The sequence below is a fragment of the 'Nostoc azollae' 0708 genome, assembly GCF_000196515.1.
GTDB classification, from domain to species: domain Bacteria; phylum Cyanobacteriota; class Cyanobacteriia; order Cyanobacteriales; family Nostocaceae; genus Trichormus_B; species Trichormus_B azollae.
The window spans coordinates 2,784,890-2,811,852 of the sequence record NC_014248.1; the positions used below are offsets into that span (position 1 = coordinate 2,784,890).

Annotated in this window: 20 protein-coding genes and 4 pseudogenes; 12 read left to right on the plus strand and 12 right to left on the minus strand. The window is 37.8% G+C overall.

Going from position 1 to position 26,963, the window contains the following annotated elements; translation table 11 throughout:
• Position 1: 1 nt before the first annotated feature.
• On the minus strand, positions 2–442 hold the full coding sequence (locus AAZO_RS12860; protein WP_013191591.1) for a QcrA and Rieske domain-containing protein: 441 nt from the start codon (positions 440–442) through the stop codon (positions 2–4).
• A gap of 270 nt (positions 443–712) precedes the next feature.
• On the opposite strand from AAZO_RS12860, the gene AAZO_RS26670 reads away from it, so the two are divergent.
• The 7 genes and pseudogenes from AAZO_RS26670 (at position 713) to AAZO_RS12890 (ending at position 7,868) form a co-directional block, all read left to right on the plus strand.
• Entirely contained in the window at positions 713–961 is a 249-nt protein-coding gene (locus tag AAZO_RS26670) for a hypothetical protein (RefSeq protein WP_049790706.1), read from the plus strand.
• Between the two features lie 297 nt (positions 962–1,258).
• Positions 1,259–1,387: a hypothetical protein gene (locus AAZO_RS41380; protein WP_266884798.1), complete on the plus strand. Its 129-nt coding sequence runs from the start codon at positions 1,259–1,261 to the stop codon at positions 1,385–1,387.
• A 1,180-nt stretch (positions 1,388–2,567) separates the two neighbouring features.
• Positions 2,568–2,885 (plus strand): annotated as a pseudogene (locus AAZO_RS12870) (ISLre2-like element ISCst1 family transposase); the annotation flags it as partial.
• A gap of 51 nt (positions 2,886–2,936) precedes the next feature.
• Positions 2,937–4,704 (plus strand): annotated as a pseudogene (locus AAZO_RS12875) (molybdopterin oxidoreductase family protein); the annotation flags it as partial.
• Positions 4,705–5,226: 522 nt separating this feature from the next.
• Positions 5,227–5,685: a phosphate-starvation-inducible PsiE family protein gene (locus tag AAZO_RS12880; RefSeq protein ID WP_013191593.1), complete on the plus strand. Its 459-nt coding sequence runs from the start codon at positions 5,227–5,229 to the stop codon at positions 5,683–5,685.
• A 130-nt stretch (positions 5,686–5,815) separates the two neighbouring features.
• Positions 5,816–6,264 (plus strand): annotated as a pseudogene (locus AAZO_RS12885) (nitrate reductase associated protein).
• 233 nt (positions 6,265–6,497) lie between these two features.
• Positions 6,498–7,868, plus strand: a complete 1,371-nt coding sequence (locus AAZO_RS12890; protein WP_013191594.1) for a PrsW family glutamic-type intramembrane protease — start codon at positions 6,498–6,500, stop codon at positions 7,866–7,868.
• Positions 7,869–8,198: 330 nt separating this feature from the next.
• Here the strand turns inward: AAZO_RS12890 and AAZO_RS12895 are convergent, their stop codons facing one another.
• The 3 genes from AAZO_RS12895 to AAZO_RS12905 form a co-directional block, all read right to left on the minus strand.
• A complete protein-coding gene (locus AAZO_RS12895; protein ID WP_228371183.1) occupies positions 8,199–8,843 on the minus strand; it encodes a hypothetical protein in 645 nt (214 codons plus the stop codon).
• A 90-nt stretch (positions 8,844–8,933) separates the two neighbouring features.
• Entirely contained in the window at positions 8,934–10,568 is a 1,635-nt protein-coding gene (locus tag AAZO_RS12900; RefSeq protein WP_013191596.1) for a CHAT domain-containing protein, read from the minus strand.
• A 109-nt stretch (positions 10,569–10,677) separates the two neighbouring features.
• Positions 10,678–12,612 (minus strand): PP2C family protein-serine/threonine phosphatase, encoded by a 1,935-nt coding sequence (locus AAZO_RS12905; protein WP_228371184.1) that lies wholly within the window; start codon positions 12,610–12,612, stop codon positions 10,678–10,680.
• On the opposite strand from AAZO_RS12905, the gene AAZO_RS41385 reads away from it, so the two are divergent.
• Positions 12,604–12,732, plus strand: a complete 129-nt coding sequence (locus tag AAZO_RS41385; protein ID WP_266884809.1) for a hypothetical protein — start codon at positions 12,604–12,606, stop codon at positions 12,730–12,732. The genes AAZO_RS12905 and AAZO_RS41385 overlap by 9 nt on opposite strands.
• Positions 12,733–13,105: 373 nt before the next feature.
• Here AAZO_RS41385 and ndhM read toward each other — a convergent pair whose 3' ends face one another.
• Positions 13,106–13,462, minus strand: coding sequence for an NAD(P)H-quinone oxidoreductase subunit M (ndhM, locus tag AAZO_RS12910; protein ID WP_041640356.1), 357 nt, complete (start codon positions 13,460–13,462; stop codon positions 13,106–13,108).
• 1,454 nt (positions 13,463–14,916) lie between these two features.
• Here ndhM and AAZO_RS12920 point away from each other — a divergent pair.
• Both AAZO_RS12920 and AAZO_RS30275 read left to right on the plus strand, forming a co-directional pair.
• Entirely contained in the window at positions 14,917–15,198 is a 282-nt protein-coding gene (locus AAZO_RS12920; protein ID WP_013191599.1) for an Npun_R1517 family heterocyst differentiation transcriptional regulator, read from the plus strand.
• A 506-nt stretch (positions 15,199–15,704) separates the two neighbouring features.
• Positions 15,705–17,139: pseudogene (locus AAZO_RS30275) on the plus strand (IS66 family transposase).
• Between the two features lie 613 nt (positions 17,140–17,752).
• On the opposite strand, the gene AAZO_RS12945 reads toward AAZO_RS30275, so the two are convergent.
• A complete protein-coding gene (locus AAZO_RS12945; protein WP_013191600.1) occupies positions 17,753–19,393 on the minus strand; it encodes an alpha/beta hydrolase in 1,641 nt (546 codons plus the stop codon).
• A gap of 269 nt (positions 19,394–19,662) precedes the next feature.
• On the opposite strand from AAZO_RS12945, the gene AAZO_RS12950 reads away from it, so the two are divergent.
• Positions 19,663–20,136 carry a hypothetical protein gene (locus AAZO_RS12950; RefSeq protein ID WP_013191601.1) on the plus strand — a complete coding sequence of 158 codons (474 nt, stop codon included), beginning with the start codon at positions 19,663–19,665 and terminating at the stop codon, positions 20,134–20,136.
• Here the strand turns inward: AAZO_RS12950 and AAZO_RS12955 are convergent.
• The 5 genes from AAZO_RS12955 to def form a co-directional block, all read right to left on the minus strand.
• On the minus strand, positions 20,084–20,500 hold the full coding sequence (locus tag AAZO_RS12955) for a zinc-binding metallopeptidase family protein (protein ID WP_013191602.1): 417 nt from the start codon (positions 20,498–20,500) through the stop codon (positions 20,084–20,086). The two genes, AAZO_RS12950 and AAZO_RS12955, sit on opposite strands and share 53 nt — an antisense overlap.
• Before the next feature lie 307 nt (positions 20,501–20,807).
• Positions 20,808–23,111 carry a single-stranded-DNA-specific exonuclease RecJ gene (gene recJ / locus AAZO_RS12960; RefSeq protein WP_013191603.1) on the minus strand — a complete coding sequence of 768 codons (2,304 nt, stop codon included), beginning with the start codon at positions 23,109–23,111 and terminating at the stop codon, positions 20,808–20,810.
• Between the two features lie 48 nt (positions 23,112–23,159).
• Complete coding sequence (locus AAZO_RS12965; protein ID WP_013191604.1) at positions 23,160–23,966, minus strand: PD-(D/E)XK nuclease family protein; 807 nt, start codon at positions 23,964–23,966, stop codon at positions 23,160–23,162.
• A 425-nt stretch (positions 23,967–24,391) separates the two neighbouring features.
• Positions 24,392–24,595, minus strand: coding sequence for a hypothetical protein (locus AAZO_RS12970; RefSeq protein WP_013191605.1), 204 nt, complete (start codon positions 24,593–24,595; stop codon positions 24,392–24,394).
• A 12-nt stretch (positions 24,596–24,607) separates the two neighbouring features.
• On the minus strand, positions 24,608–25,171 hold the full coding sequence (gene def, locus AAZO_RS12975; RefSeq protein ID WP_013191606.1) for a peptide deformylase: 564 nt from the start codon (positions 25,169–25,171) through the stop codon (positions 24,608–24,610).
• Positions 25,172–25,362: 191 nt separating this feature from the next.
• Here def and AAZO_RS12985 point away from each other — a divergent pair, with 191 nt between their 5' ends.
• On the plus strand, positions 25,363–26,262 hold the full coding sequence (locus tag AAZO_RS12985; protein ID WP_013191607.1) for a cell division protein FtsX: 900 nt from the start codon (positions 25,363–25,365) through the stop codon (positions 26,260–26,262).
• A gap of 39 nt (positions 26,263–26,301) precedes the next feature.
• Here AAZO_RS12985 and aat read toward each other — a convergent pair whose 3' ends face one another.
• Entirely contained in the window at positions 26,302–26,880 is a 579-nt protein-coding gene (aat, locus tag AAZO_RS12990) for a leucyl/phenylalanyl-tRNA--protein transferase (protein ID WP_013191608.1), read from the minus strand.
• Positions 26,881–26,963: the final 83 nt, after the last annotated feature.

Here is a 26,963-nt window from a genome sequence, read left to right on the forward strand (position 1 = left end):
ATCAAGCTTGTTTCACAAATACAGAATCGCTTTCAATCTTAGTGAGGTAGGTTTTTAATGGTGTTTCGGCTGGGCCTTCTTGTACTTTGCCATCACGAGCAAATTCTGCATCATGACAAGGACAGACAAACTGATTTTTATTTGTTTTCCAAGCAACTGTACAACCTTTGTGAGTGCAGGTAGAGTTAACAGCAATCAAATCTTTGGCGGCTTTGGATGTACCTACTACTAAAACTGCACCCACTGGGGAATCTGCTACTAATAATTGTCCCGTTTTGTCTAATTCTGCCACAGTACCCACTTTTTGCCATTTTTGAGTAGCTGCAGCAGATGTAGAAGATGCTGATGTGGTTGTTTCAGTAGAACAGGCTGCGATCGCTACAGGTAAGGAACTAGCTAATAAACCTAAACCCACCCAATTAAAGAATTCACGTCGTTTCATAGATGTTGTAATTTATGGTCTGATTTTTAACTAGCACTCATTATTACTCATCAGCTTAGAGACTGTCATTATTTTGACCTTTTGACACAGTTTGTAATATTATTTATTCAGTAATGAATAAATACACCAATTTATTTTATTGTTATTATATGAAGATTGATCCAAGCTATCTTTCTGTAGGTGTTCTCTTTAAACGCCAATCTACATTTTTTATTACAAATAATCAAAGAGCCTATGCTTGGAACTCAGAGTGTGTATCAGATTTGATAAATGACTAAACAATTTGTTTTGGCAAAAGAAAGCAAGGATAAGATATTAATCATTTTCTTGGTGGAGTTCTTATTGTTAAATATTCTGTTTATGGTACATTTGATCAAGATCAGCATGGAATTATTTATTGATGGGCAGCAAAGAATAGCAACATTTACTTTATTGGTAGCTTGTTTGATTAAATTTTACAAAATTTTAGAATCTGATGCTAAAAAATCAGGAGGCAATAATAATTTACAAATTATATAAAGACGAAGTAAAGAATTGTTCAATAGATTTATTGAATTTGAACAAGAAATTCAGAGAGTGGTTACACCTGTAGAGGTTTTAGAACTTTCAAAATCTGATCATTCTTTCTATAGTGATTTAATTCGTGGTGTTAACACTTCACCATTAAGGTATTCAAATTATAAAATTTGATCTGCATATAAAGGACTGGATAAAACATTAAAATCAATTGTTGATAAACGTAGCACAATTGAAGAAGAAATTGATTACCTTGAAATTGTTCAGAAAATTTTAGATAATGACTTTAGTGTACTACAAATGGCTAGTGATAAAAAGGAGGAAGCTTTTAGATTATTTCAAGTTATTAATGATAGAGGAACAAATTTGACAGATGGAGGTTTATTAAGAGCTAAAACTTTAGATATTTTAGAAAATATTCCTCAATAACAGAGAAGAGTTGAAGAATTATGGGATGACATTCTTTCTTGCTGATTATCCGTCTAATACCAGCGACTATTTGAATTGGATCTATGATTCTTTCCACGGTAATAGACCAAAACAAAATGCTGTGTTTGATATGTTTATTGATAAATTTTTTCCAGAACATCAAAAAGAAAGATCATATAACAACCAATAATACAGAGAATTTTAGAAAAACAATGCAACATATTAAAGGACACATACTTCAATGTCGAAAATTAGTTAAAGGGGAATGGTTATATCCAGAACAGCAACCTATAAATAAATGGTTGGGATAGAACTCGTTTAAATATTCTTTTAATTGAACTTGGACATACTTTATCAATTCCCTTGTTGCTTGCCTCATCTGAACTAGATCATAAGAACTTTTCAGAGATAGTTGAAATGTTAGAGAGAATTTTTTTTAGATATAAATTAATATGTAGTGAACATATAAGTTCATTAAAAAGTATTTCTTCTAAAGAAGCTCTTAATATTCGCAACAATTTCCAATTGTATAGCATTGAAACCCTAATAACATAACGATCCAATCAAAAGCTGCAGAACAAACTTTTAGAAATTCATTAACACTGCTTCAATATTAAGGAACTGGTACAAGCAATAAACCGCTTAGGTATTTTCTTCTGTCTGTTGAATATTATTAGCAATGGGATAAAAATGGAGCGAATGGAAAACCTGTATGTCATGATAAAAGCAGAGTTTATGATTTTGCAGGAACATCTATTGAACACGTATACCCTCGGAATCCCGCTAAAAGTGATAAGCATGGGGAGCAACGCGATTTTGTGAGGTGGGGTAAAAACTGTGCGATCGCTAAACCCAAAACAGGCATCGATAAAAATCATTTACGGTCAACTTCAAATAATACATACATAGATATTAGATGAAATTACCTAGATAAATTTATCAGATGAGAGAAGTTGAGACAGACTGGTATTGTGGCCAAAAAAAAGGTAGGATTTCCAAAGAAAAAACAGGGAACGCCTACCATTAATGACAAAAATATATATTGAAGTCTTGACTTAAGCAAATGTTTGAAAAATTTTCAAGAGCAAGTTACGAAACTTTTGGAAGAAAATAACATTCCCCAATGGAATGGACAAACTTTTAAGGCCCATGAAGAAAAGATTAGAGAAGGTGCATTAATATGGATGAATTTATTGCTTCAGCAGTAGGAGAGCATTCTAAAACTCTGGTTAAACAAAGGAATTATCTTTTACGTGCCTATGGGGAGGAACGTTTGAATTATGCTAAAGTTTTAGCCCGTAAATTACCTATTGGTAGTGGAGCTATGGAAAGTTTAATCCGCCAAGTTGTCAATTTAAAAATGAAAGAAAAGAGTGAATTTTGGTTAAAAGAAAATGCGGAAATTATTTTACATCTTTGTTGTCAATGGATAGCTGGAAGTTGGCATAATTTGTGTAATTCCATTTTTACCTCTTTTATCGATCTTCAAACTGTCTAATATTTTAGACCTACAACTCCCATTTAACAGAATTTTCTGTGCTAATCAATATTCGATGCTAATTCGCGGTTGTGTATGTCTAGTGAGGTATCTGGGTACATTCAGAGTTTTGGTGCTGATGGTCCTCCTTTTTTTTACGATGATTTGCAATTAACTGATTGTGCTTTTTTAATTGGGACAAATACCGCAGAATGTCACCCAATTGTTTTTAACAGATTGGCAAAATATCATCAAAAAATCGTCACGTCAAAATGGTAGTTGTTGACCCGCATCGCACTCCCGCCGTAGAATTCGCAGACTGACATTTAGCCATTCGTCCCGGTACAGATATTGATTTATTCAATGGTATAGCCTATTTATTAATGAAATGGAATGATATAGATACAGCTTTTAGGGATGATTGCACTAGCAATTTTCCAGCTTATGCAGAAGTAATTCGTCATTATTCTCCTGGTGTAGTAGTGCGTCAATGTGGAATTATTGTTCAAGATTTAGAAACAACGGCTAAATATTGGGGGAAAGCAAAATCTGTTCTTTCTATGTAGTCAATGGGGGTTAATCAATCTTCTGAATGTACTGCAAAAGTTAGAACTATTATTAATTTACATTTGATGACTGGACAAATCGGTAAACCTGGTACTGGGTCCTTTTTCTTTAACTGGTCAACCTAATGCTATTGGAGTAAGAGAAGCCGGAGGTTTAGCACACTTGTTACCGGGATATCGGTTAATAAAAAATGAGCAACATCGCACAGAAGTTGAGGATTTTTGGGGTTTAGAAAGGGGGAAAATTTCACCGATTCCAGGTTTAACTGCTTGGGATATGATTACTGGTTTAGAATCCGATCATGTTAAGTTATTATGTATGGATTGCAGCAACTAATCCCGCTATCAGTATGCCAGATTTATAAAGGACTAAGAAAGCATTGTTAAAATCGCCTTTTACGATTTTAACAATGCTTATTATCCTACGGAAACTGCTGGTTATGCTCACCTTTTGCTACCTGGGGCACAATGGGGTGAAAAAACCGAAATTATGACTAATTCTGAACGTCGTGTCACTATATGTCAGAGTTTTCATCAACCACCAAGGGAAGCAAAACTTGACTGGTAAATCTTCGCGGAAGTGGGAAGAATATTAGGTTTTGCTGATAAGTTTGCTTTTAATTATTCTGTGGAAGTTTATGTTGAGTTTGTACAATTAACTCGTCAGCGTCCTTGTGATATGTCGGGTTTGAGTCATGAATTTTTAGCAGCACAAGGACTGACTCATTGGCCATATTCCCAAGATAATAATTCAGAAACTAAAGGTTTATATACCAATTTACGGTTTTATACCCCAGATGGACCCGCTCAGTTTGGTATATTTTACTCTAAAGTCTTAGCAGAAGCACCTGATCCTGATTATCCTTTTGTATTAACTACTGGGCGATTAATTATATGGACATTGGCACACCCAAACCCGCACAGGTAGGATTGATAAAATTCGCCAAATGCACCCAGAACCGTTTATAGAAATTCATCCCCGTGATGCATCACAGTTGGGTATTATTGATCATCAATTGGTGGAGGTGTGATCGCGTCGCGGTTTAGGCAACTTTCCTGCTAAAATCACTAAGGCTCTCCTGGGACAGTATTTGTACTCATGCACTGGGGTGCTTTATAGGCTCATAATGCAGAAGCTAATACTCTTTCTTACCCACCCACAATCTTGTCCAGATTCTCTCCAACCTGAATTAAAAGCTTGTGCTGTGGAATTAATACTGATTAATGTAGAAACTACTACCAAAAATTATCAGCTTTTGTCCTCACAGTGGTAAGCTACTATGTATATTCATAATCAGGAATTACTGATTTAACCATAGTAAATTATGAATGCTTATGATTATTTTTTCTGATACTTAAAGGTAAGCATTCAGCTAATGCCTAACGGCACGCTACGCGAACAGCCATCAGCAGTCAGCCTTTTCAGACTAAAGCCAAAAATATCTATTTGATAATTAACCATTTCTCAAACATTCTGACTCCTGACTCCTGACTTTTTACATTTAAACTTATAGAATTAGGATATTTGTTGAGTTCTGACTATGAATCATCAACTATTAACCTTGAAGAATTAAATTTTTTCCCAGTTGCAAAGTTTGTTAAGTTAGAAAATACTATCATCTTTTCTATGCTGTAGATTTATCTATGAGGACTTTTATTTTTTTTATTTTTGTAGTTTTTAACTTGCAGCCTCTTCCATATTGCAGAAAGTACAAAGTTTAGTTACTTTCTCCATCTACAAAAAGATTTTTACTGCTGACTGCTGCTGTAACTTTAAATGAGGTCTATCAAAAAAAATGAAAAAGCTAATCAAACAGTTGATACAAGCTATCAGTGATGAAAATTTTAGGTATTTGATAGAAAATGTAGAGGTAGTAGTATCAAAATTGTTATCTATCCTGATGGTGTTAGTCATTTTTGCAGTTTTAGCCGACTTAGCTATATTTATAGTCAAGCAAATACTTTCCCAATCAGAAGGAAGTTTGAATCAGAATTTGTTTAAAGTATTTGGGTTATTTCTCAATGTTTTGATTGCTTTAGAAATTTTAGAAAATATCAGTGGTTATCTAAAAAAGCACGTTTTACAAGTTGAATTAGTTATTGTAACTTCGTTAATTGCTATTGCCAGAAAAATCATTATCCTTGATTTAAAAATAACCGATGGTATAGAAATTATTGGTTTAGGAATTGCTATTCTTGCCCTATCAGTTAGTTATTTTATAATTCGCAGTAGCAATTCCAAAACAGAACATTAAACCAGAACGGATTGTAATCGGATGACCAATAATTCCTTAATGCTAAACACTGCCTGATTTATTTTTAGAATCAATCCCAAATAGTTGGACTAAGACTGAGGAAAGTCCAAAATTCAAAATCCAAAATCAGATGACAGAATTATTTGCATTTGAAGGTGACTTTGTTGATAATTTACGTTGCATATTGATGCAGGTATGTTAGAAATTAGATACCTGTGGTATCAAGCTAAGATTGTCTGATTGGAATCGAATCTATCAGAACGTGGTAATTTAGTCGAATTACCTTGTTCTACTGCAACAGAGATTCAATCTCATCAAGAGTATCTACAAAATTTAATTTTGGAACTTACAGGGACACCAGCTACCAAATTACCTGTTGAATCTCTTCCCCCTTGGATGAATACTACGACTGTACCACCTAGCCTTGAGGAGAAACTACAAGAAATAGGTGTCACCATTACCTTGCAACAGTGGGGAATGTTAACTCCATTACAACGGTTTGTCCTAATTAAACTTAGCCGTTCGGGACATGAAAACAAAAATTTTCCCAAAGCAATGGCAGAATTTAATCTGCTTTAGCCAGTACGGGTTTACTATTGTGCTTTATCCATACGGTCTTCAGTGGTAAAACCACTATAAATTGACGAATTTAGGATTTTGTATTTTGAATTGGACCAAAGCTACAGTTGGTGAAGTTATAGTGTATTTATCAATGGTGCTGCTGTTAATAAGGCTAAAGTTAAGTCTACTACCAAAACATTTGATAGCGTGGCGTAAGCCATAGAATTTGTTTAGACACACTCACTAATTCGATGACAGGCAAAAACGCAAGACATAATGCATTTCTGCGGCTAGTGTCTAGTAAGGTCGTAGCTTCTGGGTCAGAATCTCGCTACTCACTGCTTCCCAATCAAGAAATGGTCATTGGACGCGACCCTAGCTGCCAAGTTGTCTTGGATGCCATGATGTACCGGATGGTATCTCGTCGTCATGCGGTGCTTCGTCCTCTCTCTTTATCTCCAGATAGTAGATTCAGTTGGGTAATTTGCGATTTGAATAGTGCCAATGGCACTTTTTTAAATGGACAATTGTTACAAGGTTCTCAAGAATTGCACCAAGGTGATCGCATTTCTTTGGGTGCTGATGGGCCACAATTCATCTTTGAGTATGAATTCGTCCCTCAACCAACAGTAATGAGGATGAACCAAGGCACAGTCATAGCATCTGCCAAAAATCAGCAACGGCAATCTCAGCATGACTCAGTTAGCTTCACACAACTATTTCCAATTATTTCCACTGGTAAAGATTTAACTCGCAAAGCTTACCTTGTACCGGGAATATTAACAGTTATTTTTGTAGTGCTGATGTTTGGTACCGTAGGCAATCCCCAAGCAAATCAAGTAATTGTCGGGTCTTACATAGCCTCTGCTGCTTACTATTTTGTCTACCAACTTTGCGGTAAACAGAAGCCTTGGTGGATACTTATTGCTATGGCATTGAGTACAATGCTAATTTTGCTCAGTCCTTTATTAGATTTTTTTATCTTTGTATTTCGTGTAGTTCTTCCTGGTAATTTACCTTCATCTCAAGAGTCAATTACCTTCACAGAATTACTGGTGAGAATGTTGTTTGGCGCTGGTTTAATGGAGGAATTTCTCAAGGCTGTACCCGTTTTAGGTGCATATTTTATCGGTAACTCCTTGCCATCACCTTGGCGAGAACGTATAGGTGTGTGGGAACCTCTAGATGGTATTTTGCTGGGAACTGCTTCAGCTGTAGGTTTCACTTTGCTGGAAACTCTTGGTCAATATGTACCAGTCATTACCCAAAATGTCACCCAACAATCAGGGGTAGGTGCTGGTCAATTAGTGGGTTTGCAACTACTAATTCCCCGCATTTTAGGTTCTGTTGCTGGACACATGGCTTACAGCGGCTATTTGGGTTATTTTATCGGGTTAGCGGTTCTGAAGCCATTGATGGGTTGGCAGATTCTCGCGGTTGGTTATTTGAGTGCTTCTGCCCTCCATGCTTTGTGGAATGCGACAGGTTCTATTAATGCCTTGCTATTGGTTATTGTCGGGGTTTTATCTTACGCTTTTTTGATGGCTGCCATCCTCAAAGCACGAGTCCTATCACCAACGCGATCGCAAAATTTTGCTACTCGTTTTCTCGAACCAAAGTAAAACTTTGATTGGTGATTAGTGATTGGTAATTGGTTATTATTTATTAGTTAGGAGACAGGAGGCAGAAATTTTTTAATTCATTTTTCCCCATCTTCTCCATCTGCCCCATCTTCCCAACTCCCCATTAGTTGCTGCTCTAATCACATTCTATATCTTAGGATATATGGATACTTATTCCAATTCGTCTATATCTAGACTACAATGGACAAATCAGGAATAAAAAATGAAAATGGAGCGCAACAATATTTAGACACAGAAGAATAGCGCTACACAGAATTGCAAATAATGAACATCTGAATTTAATCAAAACCCGTTAATTAGGGCATAATTTCAGGATTCATTCTCGGAGTAAGAAATTTCTTTGAAGGCATATTGAGCGATCGCAAAAGCCGCTTTTGCTTGCTCTATTTCTGATAAGCCTGTCCATCCTCGATTTTCAATATTGCTGATTATAACGGCCAATTTATTTTGGTCATAACTCCGCATTGCGGGTTCAACATGACGGACTAACACAAATAAATCTTCTGTTCCGAAATTTGGCAGCAAAGCTTGAACACATTCGACTAATTGTTCAGTTGCTGATAGTTCTAAATTGATAATTTCTAAAGCTTTTTGAGCGATGGTATTCAGCCAATTTGAGGGGACAAAAGCAGCAAAAACACTGTTTAAACTTGATTCTAGCCCCTTAGCAGGCTGTTCATCATGATCAGTTTTAGAATGGTAGACTTGAGACCAGATAGTATCTAAATTATGATAAAAATCTTCCGCTCCCCTAGTCAAGTCTTCCCCTAGTAAATCATCGCATCCAAATTGTTGCTCTAGTTCGTTAAAATAAGCTTCAGATTCCTCATCTACCAAATTCCAGGGATAAGTCCCATCTTCTGGCTGTAGTAGTGCTTCTAATATCTCTAAATCCATTGGAGATGGTAAAAAGTTACAAGTATCTAAACCATTAATTTTATTATTAATCATCATCTCACCTCATAATTCATTAGCCCTATTGACAGCTACAACTGGAAAAATCAAATTTCCGCAAAAAACAATTCAGTTGTCAGTTGTTAGTTGTTATTCTCCCCAATCTCCCTCATCACGCCCCAGTCCCGAGTCCCGAGTCCCGAGTCCCGAGTCACCTTCAATCAAGAATTCCCATGTTTCCCCTTTGACGCTGCCAAATTTTAACTGCATTCCCGACAACAAAGGTACTTCTTCACGGAGGATTTGTTGCCAACCATTGGCGCTCAAACACCACGTTGTACCATAAGTAGAGAAATCTTGCAGATAATAAGTGGTGATAGATTGACCACCAATGAAAATATTCCGGCAGAGGATTTCAGCGTGACGTTTGGAAACATAGAGTTCAGGAAGAACAATATCATTGTCTTTGGTGCGACCAATACGGGTGACACCTGAACGCAATAACCAAGTTTTACCTTCTGGTGAAAGTGATCGTAAAGATGCTGTGGGTTTGGGTGAATTAATCCCTGAGATAGCAGTATCTGGTAATTCCGTAATTCCTTCATCAACACTTTTTATCAAGTCACCATGAAAATCTGGATGTAGGTAAAGAACTGGTAATGTCCAAGCAGGTTGATTGAACTTATATATTGTTAACAGTTCTTGCCTGGCTCCTGCCACTGCTTCATCAATTGGTTTACGCGCTCGCAATGCTTCTGTAAAAGCTTGAATAAAACTTTGACTTTCTTGGTCAGCAATTTCATCCCGCATCGCTAGTACCGCAGGTACACCATGACGGATTAGCACTTCTGCCAAACTACTAGCAGGTATAACTTGTTGATTAATTACCGCTGGCTGCGCTCCCCAACAGGCGTTAAAAACCCCCAATTTTACACCTGTACGGGTTAAAACTTGTGCTAATTCTATCCCATTGAGGGACATATTTGCACCCAAAAACAATAAACCACCATCAGCAGCAGGTAAACCATGTCCTGCGAATAAAAAGACATTGTATACTTTTGTTTCTAACTCTTGAATTAGCTGTTGTGGAGTAGGTTGCAGGAGTGTTTTCACCATACAACCTGCTACAGAATTTGTCTCAGATGGACTAGATTCTGACAAAATTTTTTCCAGAATAGCGGCTTCTTTTTCTAATTGTAGATTGTCATCATGTCCTAACACTAATAAGACATTTAAAGTCGGATCTGTTCGCAAATTAGGCAGGGGTTCAACTTCACTAATAGTCCGACTAAATAAAATATCTTGGGAAAGAGATATTGCCGATTGGCCAGGTTCGCGTTGCATAATTTCCCAAGGCAGAGCAATCAGATCAGGGTCACGAATTTCTAATCGAAAGCGCAGACGCTTATTTTGACCCATAGCCATACCGCGACTGCGTTCTAGACTACCAAGAATTGCCCCATCAAAGACCCAACGCCATAAACTTATACCCAGAGATTGCATCAACCGACTACTGTAAGGACTAGTAGTTTGACCGGTCAAGGGCGAACTCATTTCAATAGGTAATGTATTTACACCTCGTATTGTCGAAACCGAAGCAATATCTAGGGGACTATGACCAGCAAACATCTGCTGCCATTCTTGCCAAATTTGGCCAAGTTCAGGAGAAAAAACACAGTCACGCAAAACATAACCACTGGGATAGGGAGCTTTGACTACCCAAATAGCGAAGTTATCAGTGCCAGTATTTACCAGAGGAGCGATCGCCACATTCAGGCAGGACATGGATTCAGGAAACTAAACTCTAAAAACCAACAAGCAAATTTTGTTCAGAAAGTGAATTTTTGATTTTGTTCTTCACCTGAATTATCATATCCCATGACGGTGATGAGAATCACTGGGAATCAGGTGTTTGAACTACTGGTGATGGCAAATTATCTGGTGTTTCCAAGGGTATTGGTCTTGGTGTTGTCATTGGTCTTGGTGTTGTCCTTGTTTCTAGCTGTGGACTGGGAGATGGAGTTGCTGGATCAACTATTGTAGATGGTAGCTGTCTTTGCATTTTCAACCAATATCCCAGTGAACCAGCGGCTAACAGAATTCCTAAAATAATTAGTAATTGTAGGGGTAGTTGAGAAGTGCGGGCAGGCTTGGCTTCCTGAATTACTTGAGTTTGCTGATGGAAATCGCCTAAATCGATCCCATTAGCAACTTTTGGTGTCAAATCTACTGTTTTACTGGCTGAAATAGTAGGAATTGCTGCTTTGAGAATAATATCTGGTTCTGAATAGTTGATTTGATAATGTACTAAAGCAATGGTCACATTATCATGTCCATTCTTCGTATTAGCAATTTCTATGAGCCGAGAGGCAACATTTTCTATATTTGTCTCACCGGCAAGAATTGGTAATATCTCTGTTTCCCAACACTCTTCGACTCGATCAAAATCGCTCAAGCCATCGGATGTGAGTAAGAACACTGCATCTTCGTCAATGATAAATCGTTGCGAAGTGGGATGCAATGAAGCACTTTTACTCATGCCTAAAGCTTGGACTAAAGAGCCAGAACCACTATGTTGTAATGCTTCACGATAAATTGTATAACCTAACCGTACTTCACGGGAAGCCACATCATCATCCAGAGTAACTTGATAACAGCCGTGGCGAGTAATCCAATAGGCACGACTATCACCAATATGGGTAATATACATTTCATGGGCAATAGGCAAAGCCATCACTAAGGTAGTTCCCATGCGTTGACGGCCTTGACGATGCTCAGTGTCATTGCGGTGGCTGATTTTCTCATTAACAAGAGATACTGCTTGCTCTAAGTCGTTTAGCAGTAGTAAGGGATCAATATTTTCATAAGGAACAGATGTTAATTGGATAATTTGTTGCTGAATGGTTTCAATGGCTAAATTTGATGCTATGTTGCCGCCTTCATGTCCACCTATGCCGTCACAAACAATAGCTAAGGCAGTTTGCTGGGGCGGTTTGCTTACAACTAGGCCACGAGGAGGGTAACAGGCATCTTCGTTGCGTTGACGACTAGGGCCTGTATCAGTTTGGGTAATAATTTTAATGGTGGTGTTTTGGGTAGGCGCATTTCTTCCAGATGAGGCTGTCCCTAATCCTGCCAGTCCTTGATCTAAAACGGCAATTAATTGCTCAGATGAACTGATTTCTCCGTGAATTAGACCATCGCTGATTTGCTTGAGGAATTCTGCGATCGCAGGCTTGGCATCTTTGAGTAGTTGTTCCCAAAATGCACCTAATTGTGACAATGTTGGTACTGTTGGAGAATCAAAATGCAATTCTAGTAACCTTACTAAAGCCCCTTCTACTCTCAATAAATGAGGATCTAATAAACTAGAAGCTACTCCTTCAGTTAACAAGGGTTCCCACAAATGAGCTATCTGCCAGAGCCAATTCATTTGCCGCATTGATGAGGCATCACCCCAATCCCTAGTTAACTTACTACACAGATATACCTGAGAGTCGGTGCTATCAACCAAGATAGGTGGTTTTTCCAAAAGTAATATTTTTGGTTGAGATTGTCTCTCATCGAGAGAGAGCATCCCATATACTTGAGGTATGTTTAAGCGATAAGGAATTAGTTTTAGATAAGCTCTAATTCGATCTAAATTATCTAATTCCGGTATTTGCGGTACTAAACCAGGCTTGAGATCAAAAATAATTGATTGACCAATAACCAAATAGCGATCGGCTAAAATTTCTCCAGGACTAACCAGATTCAAACTATCTGCCACTACCCATAGATAACGCTTGGGTAAGGGAGTGGAACATCGCTGGCAAAACTTGTGGGTCAACGGGTTGGCAGCTTGACAATATTCATTTGGGCAGGAGAGCGTTACCGCGTCATTTTCCATATTTGTCGCACCGATCAGCGATTGGCAATTTATTTAACAGCATGGGTAGCGGCAATTTAAACCGCCCATATTTTTATACTCAATATATCCAAATTTGGATCGTGATTTTAGCTGATGATTACCAGCAGAGGCTGAAATTCATATACTGCCTGCTTATCCAAAACACATACTCCTGAGTCAATCCTACAGCGTCATCATAGCTTCTCTTTTCCTGAGACTCCATATCATAAAAGCAACTAATTCCCACCCTGTCACCAAAGTTTAACTTGGTGACAGGGTGGGAACAGGGAATAAATAATTATCTATTGCCTGTTCCCTGTTCCCTGTTCCCTGTTCCCTGTTCCCTGTTCCCTGTTTCCTGATAACTGATAACTGATAACTGATAACTGATAACTGATAACTGCCTCTTACTCACCAACAATAACTCTTAACCTTATGGATTTGCGTTACCAGCTACATGGGGTAATCCCATGCTGTAGTTATTAACGCGGCTGGAGAGATTGTACCTAATTTCACCTTTTTGCAAGAGCGCTCGCAGATAATGTTCTAGGTCTGACCCAATCCGGCGCAAGTTATAATCTGTTAGGTCTTCACCACTGGAAGCTTCTACTAGTTCATCAAACTTGCGATAAACTTTTTGTAGCGTGTCTTCATTCCAATTAAATTCGTTGTCTGGGTCAATGTCTAAAGTCAAGACCTGATTACTAGGAACTAAATCATCCTTGTCCATTTCCGCCGCAAAAATGCGAATATGACGGGTTGTGGACTTGAGCAGCATCGGGTTATCCATAAAAATGTGTAAGATTCTGGTTAATTACACTGCAATCATTTTAACTGCTATGCCTGAGCTTAATTCTCTCTTAAGCCTAGCTTTAACTTTATAACGGATATACAGCAGGAGTAAGGAGTCAGTAGTAAAACTCTATTGCTGTCTAGGTTTAAATTTAGATTTTGTACCTCATTGATGATCTGCAATCTGCTGTATTTTTTGAGGTAAACCTTCAGCCGTTAGTGATCAGCATGATGCATAATGGCAAGTTGCGCCAACAGCATTATTCTAGAATCTTGTGGTAACAAAAGCCCAACTTACAGCAGCAATGAATAATTAGCGGTAAGGTGTAAAACCTCTGAGTGCATTGACGAAATTATGCACTTCATACCCTAACCCACTTCAACAACAGACTGTCTTAACAATCTCCCCTTTTGATATCAAGTCCGGTTGATTAGTTGTAATTGATAGCGTATGACGTAATGCTTAAGCGCCATTTTTCTATCTCCTGCCCCCTCAAGTCTTAATCTTGAAGAAAGCAGCAGGCTCAATTTTCCTACTCGATTTTGAGTCAGCATTGAGCTATACTAAAAACGGTTTAAAAGTGTCATTCTGAAAGAAGTGAAGAATCTCCGAGATACTTCGCTCCACTACGTTAAGCTCAGTATGACACTAAGTCTAAGTTTCACCCGTTTGTAGTATATTCAGCTATCAGCAGTCAGGTATTTCAGGCTAACGCCAAAAATACCTATTTGATAATTAACCAATTTCTCAAACATTCTGACTCCTGACTCCTGACTTTTGACTCCTGAATTCTTACGAATTTGGGCTTCTTCGTAAGCGAGCAGTCAAACCAATTTTGGATTCCACAGATGAATACGGAGGCTTATCGCATCAAGGAATTATTGATCAAATTCTGGGCTAAAATAATCAGGTTATGTCTGTATGTGATTCTCCAGAAGACAATTAATTTTACAGTTCATCTGTTTAGGAATTCGCTACTCCTAAATTTCCTGGAAGAAAAAGCTCACATCTGATAGTTTTACTCAAGTCGTCAACAGTCCTATTCAGCTTGAATTACAGAAATGTTTATAGTAATTCTTCTTAAGCAAAATTACTGAGAGTTTTGTAAAAAGTTGAACATTTCTTGACGTTTAGATAAAGTTAATGTAAAAACTGTTAAAAAGGTATGGCAACTTCTTACAAAAACTTTATTGAATGGAATGTGAAAAACTGAATAATAGTTTAGGACTTAGATATGGCATAACTAACACAGGATCATCAAAATCTAGACAGTAAAAATCCAGTTGGAACCAAAATGGGGGGGAGAAAGAAATGGAATGCAAATATGATGAATGAGGAAACACTCTTACATTCAAAGACTTCTTTGTATTCATAAAGAGATATGAAGAGTTTTTTTCTAGATATCTGGCTTCTCATCGGCATGAACACCAAGTAAAGGAATCCTCAAGACTATGAACTCCAAAGCATTACCGCGGCAAATCAATAATCTCGAAGTGGGTGTTTATGAGTGCGAAATTCATCTTAAATTCCGTTTGATTGAGGAAAAGAGTCTATTAGGCGATCGCGAACAACTATTACAGGTGCTACTAGATGCACTAACTGAAGGATCTGATGACTTTTTGGAAACATTGCAAGCATCTGTGAAAGCACAGGAGGTTTCTGAGTTCAAAGCCTCTCCTCAAATGAGACGACAGCTGATGCGCTTACGGAACTTTACTGATAACAGCCAATAATTAAGGGAGTGGCTTTGAGTAGTAGCAAATTCTGTTTCGGGCATCAAATAACTAATTTATTTACATTTGCGCCTAACCATTTGCTCTGATCATAACTTAACCTGTATAATCGGACTCTCGAACTACAGGTGAAAATATCACCTAAACCGAAGTTCAAGTAAGCATCTACATTATTATCTACCTCTTGCACTACCAATTATCTAGAGTCTACTCAATCCATTCATCTCTTCCTATTAAATATGGGTTAGGGTTGTTTGAAATTTATACTCAGGGGAATTTAAAACTTTTAGGGTTTTGTTTCTATTACCAGAACCCACGTAGTTTAGTTTGCTACCAAACTAAACCAGGTGGATTTTACCAATTATTGTATTCAATATCTCAAAACATTAGAGATTGCAAGATTAATTAAAAATTAAAAATTAAACATTAAACATTAAACATTAAAAATAAGGATTCAGGTGGTGGGGTATTGACAAGTGTGATAGGTGAGGCAGAATATAGCAGTTATGGAAAAGAAGCTGGGACCAAAACTAGACAGAGACATATTGAAGCAGCTAGGAACAGAGCAACTGGTAGAAATCATTATTCACCAGGGGAAAAGTATAGATAACCTAACAAATAAAGTAGTAGAACTGGAAAAAGAAATAGAGAAACTCAAAGTCAGTAGACATTTAGAGACCATAACATGATCCAAACCACCGTCGGGAGACATCCTCAAAGAAACCGAGAACAAACAAGAAGAGAAACCAGAAGAGAACCAGACACGAAAACGGAAATCAGGAGGACAACCAGGGCATAGGGGAAAAAGGAGAAAGGTCTTTGGTGGAGTAGATAGAATATATTTGAGATAGTGGGACAGCAAGTGTGTAGATGGTGAGGTCAGAGGCAATTCTTTGGCGAACCAATAAAAGTGGAAACACAACAAGTCGGGGAGTTGGTGCACAGGCCAATCCAAATAGTAGAATATGAAAGATATACGTGGATTTGCAGTGTGTGTGGGGAAACAGAAAGGGCACACTGGTCACCAGAGATAGTACCGGGACAAGATATAGGAATCACAGGACAAGCTTTTTTGGGATGGATCAATAACTAGGGCCATTGACCCTATGAAAAAGAATACTTCTTGTTGTGGGAACTGGGTCAAATAGAAATTGGAGTGGGAACACTAGTAGGTACCAATGAAGGAATAGATGGTCCAGTAGCTCAAAGTATTCATAGCCTCAAACAGTGGATAAAACAAACCCAGCCTCATATCCTTGGGGATGAAACACCCTGGGTAGTCAAAGGGGTGAAACAATCGTTATGGATTTTTGCCAATAGTGACTTCCCCTGATTTCATGGGCCTGATACTCCTTGTCCTGGCGAATTAGAATCCATTGTGGGTTCAAGTTACTCTGGTGTAATCAGTTCTGATGACTTTACTGCCTATAACGATTATGCGGTCACAGCTCAACAGAAATGTCAGGCACATCTACCCTACCCCGTCACTTCAAGACACTAATCAAGATTTCTGGCTTCAATCACCAAGAAATTGGCACAAAATTCATCGACCTCATAGATGGTTTTAAAAACTACCCTTTATTCCAACAAACCCAAAACCTTCATGAATTCTTGACTTGCCCATCCTAGTTTCAACCAAAGGTTGAATCTTCCATTCATTCATTGATAAAGCCCCAGGAGAACCTGGTAAAGTCTTACCTTCCTTAGGCAATAGACCTTGATCATAATTTAGCTGAACCAAGGTTAGGTTTAGCACTGACACAACGAAAAGTCTGTGGTGGTTCTCTTTCTCTGGAGCTATTCCAACATACTGCCAATTTATTGACCGTTATACAAACTTGTCGCCGTCAAGCACTTTCTCTAATTGAGTGTTTTGACCAACCTATGAAAGCCATGGTTCACTCTGCTTTCCATACACCTTCTTTAATCCCTCTACCTTAGACCTGAGTCCTTACATTAAAAACAGCATAGCTTGTCAGGAATTTGGAATGGGTGGTTTATTTCCGCCATAGTGTACTAGCTTATAAAGTACATTTCTCATCTATTTTTAATGGTTGCTATATTTACATCGAACTTAGGTTAGTTAGAGTTTCCTGAACAAACGGAAAACCTGGATAAATCAATGTTATTGTCAGCAATACCAGGATAAATATTTATTAGGGTGGATGAATTACGAAGATAAGGAATTATAAAATTTGCCAGAGTCTTTCACTTCTGTGATGTAAGGTTTGGCAAAACACCAAGCCTTTTTTATACTTTTTTTGTGCAAAAAAATCGGTTAAAATCTCAGAAAAAAACCCAGAAAGGGATTTTTAGTTCAAAATCTCAATTTCAACATAAAAAATGATATTAGCTTTCAGAAAGCAAAATTTCTTCAGCACTGAAGGAAAGTCCTCTTATGCAAAGTTATAAATCTCATTCATACTGGCTTGCTAGGTTGTAGATTCATCCTTAAGGAGGATGTGAAAATTGCTGAATATTTATAAAGTAAGCTATATTTTACCCTGAGTGAAGTCTGGGCTTGGAAGAGAAACCAAGCCTTTTTATTTTTTAATCAATTTTTCATCAACCCTGGGATCAAACCCAATGCAGTGGGTGGAACTTCGGTAAGTAGACGAAATGGGAAAACAGGAGTTGAAGCTATTTGAGCATAATCAGGGGTCAGAAAAACAGCATATTTACTCGCTTCTGCAGTTGACTGTGCTGCCATTGCTAAAGTAACAGCCTTGACATATTTGCGAACATCAGCCGCTTGCTTACCCACTACTTCCCGACTGGAAATGGATGGGTTTGTTTTTTCTTGTGAATCAGAAGTAACGCTAGGATCTACCACACTGAGATGAGTACCACCAACCGCAGCTACCAACCATTTAGGAGAGGGAATTTTTGCAAAACTGATAATTTGTTCGCTGAAAGCTGGAGTGATGTCATCAGCTGAACCAGTCAAAACTAGAGTCGGTACTTTTACCTTTGTTAAACCGGTGTCGCCAAATAATAAAGAAGTTGCAGGATTTAAGGCTACTATTTGTTTTATTCTCTCATCTCGGAATTGGTAGCTATTCTCTGGTAATTTTTTAGCTACACATAAAAAACCCTCTACCAAAGTTAATTTAGCTGCTTTTTGCTCACAGCTTTGTTTAAGATTGGCAATTTGGAACTCACCACCGGCTAATGCTAAAGCTGTAGTACCACCAAAAGAAAAACCAACAACCATGACATTATTAGTGGCCAATTTTCCTTGTAATGGATTATCAGTGATTTTGTTAAGTTTTTCTAATTCATCAATAACAAAACTAATATCTTGGGGACGGGCTAAAAATTCCTGGGGATTTAAGGAATTTATACCTTTGTTAGCTTTCAGATTACTACCAGGATGTTCTGGGGCTGCGACTACATAACCATGAGATGCGAGATGTTCTGCTAAATAGCGTAAATCTGTGCGAACTAAGCCAAAACCATGAGAAAGGACAATTACTGGTTTTTCGGTATTGGCAGAATTTGACCAGTAAATGTCGAGGGGGATTTTACGTTGGCGCTTTTCATCATTTAAATTTACGTTTAATATTTGTACCTGGCTGCTTCCCGGTTGTGTAGGGTCTAGGGAATAAGCAAGTTTTATTTTGCTAGGGTCTATTCGGGGAGTCATAGCCAGCATAAACTGCTGAGTCCGCCAAAAAGCCATATTTAAACTTCTCGCCACTGTTAAAGCTTGTGGTACGTTAATTTCTAGGTTTTGGCTGGGGTAAGCAGCAATAAAACTGAGTACAGATAGACCTTGGGATGAATTAGCACCTAAAATTAAACCTCCTCTGAGTGCTTGAACTCCGGCTTTATCTTCGCGGACTAAAGCTTTGGAGATGTCATTGAGAATGGTGTTACCAAGTTGAGTATTGAGTAAGCGATTGAGGGTGACAACATTCACTGGTACTCTGATTTTTAAACCGCGCACCAGGAAGTTGCGTTGTTGTTCAGTTAATCTTTTGGTGTAAGTTCCTAAACTAGCGGGTAATTCTCCAGTCTCCGCAGCTTTTTTTAAATCTGGAAGGGAAGCTGATTCTTCTAAAGCACCATAGCGCACAACCAGTTTCTCTGCCGCTTGTGCGGAAGTATTTGCTCCCAAAAAATTTGTAACTGCAATGGTACTCAGTACACCTGCAACTATCTTCAGATTCTTCCGGCTTTTTTCTGTAAACATCTTTAAACTGCACTTCAACTTAGGGGATTGTAGCTGGTTTTGGTGTCTTTGACTACGATAAGTAGGTGAACATACAACAGGGAAGAAGGTACAGGAAACAGGTAACAGGGTTGAAAGTCTCTTGGAGTATGACTTTATTTTTAAATTTTGTACCTCCTTTACTGACAATCTGCTGTAATTAAACATCAAACACTCAGGAGATAGATCACCAAGTTGTTGAAGAATTTGGGGATCTGAATCCATTTTCATAAATCAGATAGGATTTTGATATGCGCCGTACCATTATTTATGGTTTAATTTTTCTGTTTTCGTTACTAATTGTTATTATTTTGTGGCCTGTGAATGATTCTAATTGCAGTCTTGTGAATTTACTAAGTTTAAAAAAACAAAATTCCCAAATACAAGCTACCCAAGTAGTTGTTAAACCTTGGCAGGGTGAACATCATGTATATGGAATATTTAGAGTTCCTGATGAATATAAAGAACCCAATTTTTTTATGCTAACAATTCCAGATAATCGTAAATACTGTTCTCGTCCTTTTGGATATAGCCAAAGTTATGATGATGTTTTTGCTGAACCGGGAACGCATTTAATCAAGCATTTTATCAGAAGTCGCATTGCTGTAAAAATGATTTTTCAAGGTCTTTATTCTCAGCTTAATAATCCAAAAAACTGGACTTTGACATTTCCTAGTAGTCTGCACCGGGAGATAAATCAACAGTATCATAATGGGCAGCAATGAGAATTGCACCAGCGCCTTTGTCTTTTCCCTGTTTTTGGGCAAAAATATTTACTCCAGTGGGTAATTTTTCGATTTGAGGTTTCCAGCCGGATTTTTGTAATTCATTTGTGATATACCTAGCTCTATGCGATCGTTCTTTTGGTGTATATCGTTGAAAATTCAACTTTCGAATGTGTGCCAAAAGTCTATCAGCAGAAACTAATAGAGTATTAGTATTTTTATTTTGAGGTTGTGGTTGAGGCTGTTGTTTAGGAGTAGTTTCAACGATAGGTAAAGTTTCAGGATGTGGGAAAAAACTAGTGCTCCCCATCAAGGCTATTGTTGTAACCAACATTAACAATATTAGCCAAAGCCATTTTTTCATGATCATTTCCCCTGACTTTCCGACTCCAACATAACGCAAACATTCTAGGATTCACAGTTTAGTTAGCGTGAAGTTACAGATGGAATAGATTCATTAACTTCCTGTTTCAGCTTGCTCAATTTATCATGCAAGTAAGATTTAATATCCCACATTCCGCACTTCAATAAGCAGCATGAATAAACTACATTCACAGTAAATTCAAAACGATAGTTTTTAAGCCACATTCCGCACTTTATTTTGTAAAATAGATACAAGTTTTTATCTCCGTATTTACTTATCTTTAGATAGATTCCTTTTTTTTGGTCACTTACTGATTACAAGCGAGCGCTTGAATAATAGATATGGGAACTGTGGTAAAATATTCTTGTTGAAATGTTTCTTCTTGTACTGCGACTAAAAATCGATTAATCGCATTATCAGCCTTAGTTTCGTTACTCATCACAGAATTCCAAGTCATTTGTAAATAATGGTCTTGACTGTGAACTATAAAACCTAGATATTTTAAAGCCTTAAATCCTAAATATAAACTCAAGTCGCTGATACCCAATTTATTTAAAAGCTGCACGCGCGTAACTTGTTCATTTGTACGCTGCAAGTATTTAGCAATTCCCACCAGCATCAGCCAAATTTCTTTGGGCTTTGGTTTTTGGGGTTTTGACCAAGCTAAGGCTAGTTGTTGTTGATTATAAATCGACCTTCTTAACCATGCCCTTAAATCATCCCAACTCTTAGGACAAGATTCAATAAGCAATATTTCGTTTTTCTTATTTACTTCTGATAATTGCTGATTTCGCCAATCTAAAATCAATGCTGAATTCTGATTTTTGACTTCTGATTCTACAGAGGAACGCACAGCAATTAATCTAATTTCATAGCCTTTTTTAAAGCTGTTATAGTCTATTTCTGCGATACAATCACATCTACCCATAGGCAATTCTTCTTTATAATGTCCCCACCAAATCCCAGGAAAAGAGTTTTTACTAGAATCATCCCGAATATCAAACTCAGTTTTTATGTACTGGATTTTTTTGCCATGTAAGTCCTGTTGATTACGATGCCAAGAATTTTCAAACCAACAATTTTTAATTAATAGTTTGGGAATTGGGTTTCCCATTCCACAAGGTTCTAAAATTTTGAGTTCTAAAAATAAGTTTTTACCCAAATCTGCAACTGTCACCACCACATCTGCTTGTACTGTGGGTGTAAGGTCAATTCCTCGTAAAGATTGCCGTAATTTTTGATTAATTGCATCTGTAAACAAAGGAATATTTTCAACCAACAAACTCAAACCTGCTGCAAAAGGATGTCCACCAAAACGATGTAATAAATGTGCTTGTTCTTTAACTAACTGATATAAATCAACAGAATTAATAGAACGCGCAGAACCTCGTGCAAAAATTGGTTCAGATTCTCCACTTTCTGTACTTAATAAAATCGTCGGACGGCCTGTTTCTTGTGCTACCTGTCCAGCGACTAAACCTAACACACCTACAGCCCATTGTGGATCTTCTAGAACGATGACGCTGGTAGTTGATAAATCTAATTGAGAGACTTTTTGTAAGACTTGATTTTGGACATCTTTTTGTAATGACTTGCGACGAGTGTTAGCTAATTCTGTTTCTTCTGCGAGTTGATGACAACGTTTAATATCTTGACTTGTTAATAATTCTACGCAAAATCTAGCGTCACCATGTATACGACTAACGGCATTAATACGTGGTCCCAAACCAAAAGAAATATCTGTGGGGCGATCACCACTTTTTTGGCATAATTCTAATAATTTCCCTACTCCTGGGCGTCTGCGTTCTGCAACTGGTTTTTTATAATCTCCTTGGAGTTGTTGAATCCCCAACTGTGCCAAATAGCGACAATCACCACTCAATTGTACCAAATCGGCAATTAAACCTACCGCTACTAAATCTAATAAATCAGTTAAGGGATTTTCCGGTACATCTGGCAAAGTTTTATATAGTGCTTCCACTAATTTATAAGCTACCGCTACTCCAGAAAGATGAAATAATGGATGTTCTTTTGGTAAATAACGCGGGTTGATAATTGCAACAACTGGTGGACGTTCGGACGGTAAGGTATGATGGTCTGTAACGATGACATCTATTCCTAATTGTTGTGCATAAATAATCTCATCTATATTTGTGCTTCCTGTGTCACAAGTAACAATTAATCTACAACCTTGTTTAGCTAAGTTGTCAATTCCTGCTAAATTAAGTCCGTGAGATTCAGTTAAACGATTAGGTATGTAATAAATTAACTGTTGATGTTGAATAAAAAATTGTCCTAAACCGTCCCATAAAACAGCAGTAGAGGTAATCCCATCAGCGTCAAAATCTCCCCAAATAGCAACTTTCTCATTAGCTTCACCAGCGTTTTTTAAGCGTTGCGTTGCTAAATTCATCTCTGTCTCAAGTTCAAACAGGCTTGCTGGTTGATAAGCTTGAAAATTAACAAATGTTGCTAGTTCTTCTGTATCTTTGATTCCCCGTTGCCAAAGTAATTGAGCAGCAAAAATTCCACTTGATAGAGGTGTGTACTGTTTCACCGCTTCGATAAACGACTTAGGCGGTTGTTCTGTTTCTGCTAAAATCCACTGCATTGAACTATTTAAAAGTGAAGAATTAAAAATAAGACATATTTTGATATTTTATGAAAATGAAATTTCTGGGATATTATCAATATTGGGTAATAAATTTGAATTTATTTCTACTGAATTACTTGATTGAGAGTAACAACGAAAAGCATATTGACAAGATTCACAATATTTTTTAACTGCTGGTATTTGGGGGAAGGGTTGATTTTTTTGATATCCTTCTAACCATTTATTTAAACTAACAAGTATGTAATTTAGGTCCTGTTCTGTTTTTTGGTGTTCTTGGATATTGTAATTAAATCGAATGCTTTTAGTTTTGCCCTTAGCTTGGACAAACCAGTAAATCATAGATATGTTTCCTGGTAAATAATTGCTAGTTTCTACTAGAACATACATATAAAGCCGTGTTTGCCAACTTTTTGCTAAAATGCCTTTATTTGGGGGTTGGGGATAGGTTTTCCAATCCAGAACTTGTGCTTTCTGGTTATCTGTAATTAACAAATCATAGATAACTGTGAGTAAGTAATCTTGAATTTGCAAAGTGCGATAGTGTTCACTTTCACGGAAAGTTTCTTCATCAGTGTTAGGTGCTAATATTTCTGGTGCAACTTTAGCAAAAGATGTCACCCATTTTTGCAGTTGAGCATCTGTTTGGAGAAAACTATTAATTGGTAAACCCATTTCTTGCTGCTGCATGAGCAAGTGAAATCGACTACCTAAAGTCTGATATTCTTCCTGTTGGGGATCTGTGGGTGTGGTGAGTTGTTCTAAGTAGGTGTGCTGGAATTTACGTGGACAAGCTGTAAGTAAGTTTAAATGTCCTTGAGAAAGTCGGAGTAGATGGGTATATGTTGGTAACACTTTTGATTTCTTCTTCCCGCTGCGTCATTTTTTTTGCATGGGTTATTGACTTTTTTGGGCAGGCGCGGTACCATAATACTATCTATGCTATAATTGATTGTAAAAAAAAGCTATTTGTTTGTAAAGTAAGTAATGGTCAATTATATAACCCTTGCATGGTCATCCTACCAGTAAAAAATAAAAAACGCAATCCTCTATGATGGGGAAATTATCAAAATTTATTTTTGCGAAATTTTCCAGTTATAGCAACGGACAAGACGGTTAGGACATCAATGTAATGATAAAACCTAGATACCAAAAGACTTTTCACGCTATCACCTCTTCCCTGCTATATGTAGCAATTACCAAGTACCAAAAAATAAAAGGCAAAAGGTTGAATTTTTCAAGTTTCTTTCATCCTTTTACCTTTTTTATGTACCTGATGCTTATTTCATGTTAGCCCGTGCATCCCTGACTGCAACAATAAAAAATAATACGGTGAGGGGAATGCTCAAGGCTAGGATAATGGCAGTGGTTTGGACACCTAAATCTGGTTGTCCAGAACTCAGTTCAAATACTGAACCGACAGCAGCGATCGCTGTTACACAAGAACTGCCTAAGAATAAACCGCTTTTTGGAGTTAAATACACGCTCTAGATCACCTATGCTACTGGTTTCACTGCTTGATACGAGAAGCCATTTTTAGATAGCTCCTGTGCCAAACTTAAGGAATTTTCTACACGGTCTACAAATAGCACACCGTTGAGGTGATCCATTTCATGTAAAATACATCTTCCGAGTAAGTCGCCAGCTTTTAATGTCTTAGGACGACCATATTCATCTTTATAGGCGATTTCTACTACTTGGGGTCGTTTGACATCCAAATAGACTTTAGGGATGCTTAAACAACCTTCTTCAGCAACACAAAGCTCACTGCTAACCTGTTTAATGACGGGGTTGATTAATACCAGTGCAGGTGCTTCTGGTTTGTCTGGTTCGCAGTCGATGACAATAAGTTGTTTATTAATTCCAACTTGGGGTGCAGCCAAACCGATGCCATCCTCACTGTACATAGTTTGCAGCATTTCCCGCACCAATTGGCGAAGTTCATCATCTATTTTGGTAACGCGCTTTGCGGGTTGACGCAGGACGCGATCGCCCAAATAATGAAGCCTCAAAGGTGGATTTTTTAATTTTTTCTTTTCTACAGCAATATCAGAGGGCATGATTCTCGTGGCTTAATAGTGAATGTCTTACTAAATTTAATTCTAACCTCAGTTGGTAGGGGACTAAGGACTGGGGAATATCAGGGAAATGGGGAAGTAATTTTCCTAATGCCCAATTACCAATTACCAATTACCAATTACCAATTACCAATTACCAATTACCAATTACCAATTACTATTTTAAATTTTCAATGTTGAAATTTCTGACTAAATTAGACTACTTGCTGAAAGAAACTTTCCTGGGGTTGTTGCGGGGAGGGTGGATGAATTGGGCTGCTGTCAGTACGGTGACGGTGTTATTATTTTTGGTTGGATTAAGTCTGCAAACTTCTTGGCAAGTAGAAGGACTCCTCAAGCAGTTCGGTAGTCAGTTGCAATTATCTGTTTATCTGGAATCGGGTATTCAAGCTGTCAATATTGAACCATTGGTAGCAAATATGCCGGAAGTAGCTTCTGTTGAAGTAATTACTAAAGAACAAGCTTGGACAAAGTTGGTTAAAGAACTGGGTTTGACTGATATTGAAGGTGCTAACCAACAACTAGGGGGTAATCCTCTGGTGGATGAGATGAAGGTAAAAGCCTTGAATCCGCAAGTTGTGCCTAATTTAGCGACGCGGTTAGCTAAATTGGAAGGTGTGGATGTGGTGCAGTATATAGATGAAGCGGTAAAACGTATTGCTCAGTTGCATAGGGGTTTAAGTTGGGTTACTTTAACCATTACCATTATTTTGACTTCAACTGCGATCGCAGTGACAACGACAACTATTCGCTTGATTGTCATGGCACGTCGTCGGGAAATTGAAATGATGCAACTGGTGGGAGCAACTTCTGCTTGGATTTACCTACCATTTATTTTACAAGGAATTTCCTTTGGTTTGGTTGGTGCTGCGATCTCTTGGAGTTTCACTTCTCTAACTCAACAATTCCTTAACCGCTTACTAGCTAACCAACCCGATTTTCTCCAATTTATTAGCAAGGGTTTACAACTCACTGCCTACCAAACTTTATTGCTGCCTCTAATTCTCTTAGGATTTGGTGCAGTAGTAGGATTAATGGGTAGCTTATTCGCTGTTCGTAAATTCGCTAGGTAATTCGTAATTCGTAATTGTTTTCTCTACACCCCTAAACCCTTATTCTTCTAGAGAATAGGGATGCTGTAAAGCCTGTTGGAGTAATTTTTCATATTCTTGATTACTGACGGGATAAGCACCAAATCTAGCTAGATGGGGATTCATCATTTGTGCATCAAACAGTATAAATTTTTTTTGACGCAGCCTTTCTACTAGTTTTACCATCGCCACCTTAGAACCTTCAGGAATGTTGTAAAACATTGATTCACCAATAAAAGCACCACCAATGACAATTCCTAAAATTCCCCCTGCAAGTTTATTACCTTGCCAAGTTTCAAAACTATAAGCATAACCAGTCTGGTAAAGTAACCAGTAAATCTTTTTTAATTCCGGGGAAATCCAAGTTGTTTCACGGTTAGCACACCCAGCAACCACACCGAAGAAATCACGGTTAATTGCTACTGTAAATTTTTCTTGGTTGAGGACACGCTGGAGGGACTTGGGGTAGCGAAATCTATCATCTAAGGGAATTAAAGTATGTTCTTTACTTCCATACCATCCCAGGCGAGCGCTCTCATCAGCCATGAGAAAATAACCTTGTGCATAACCTCGAATAATAGCGGCGACATCATATTGCATAGTTTAGAAAATCATGAAAAAACCCCCAAAGTAACACATTTGGCTGTTATCGGCCTTCCTGCGTCCTTCTGAATACCAAGTTG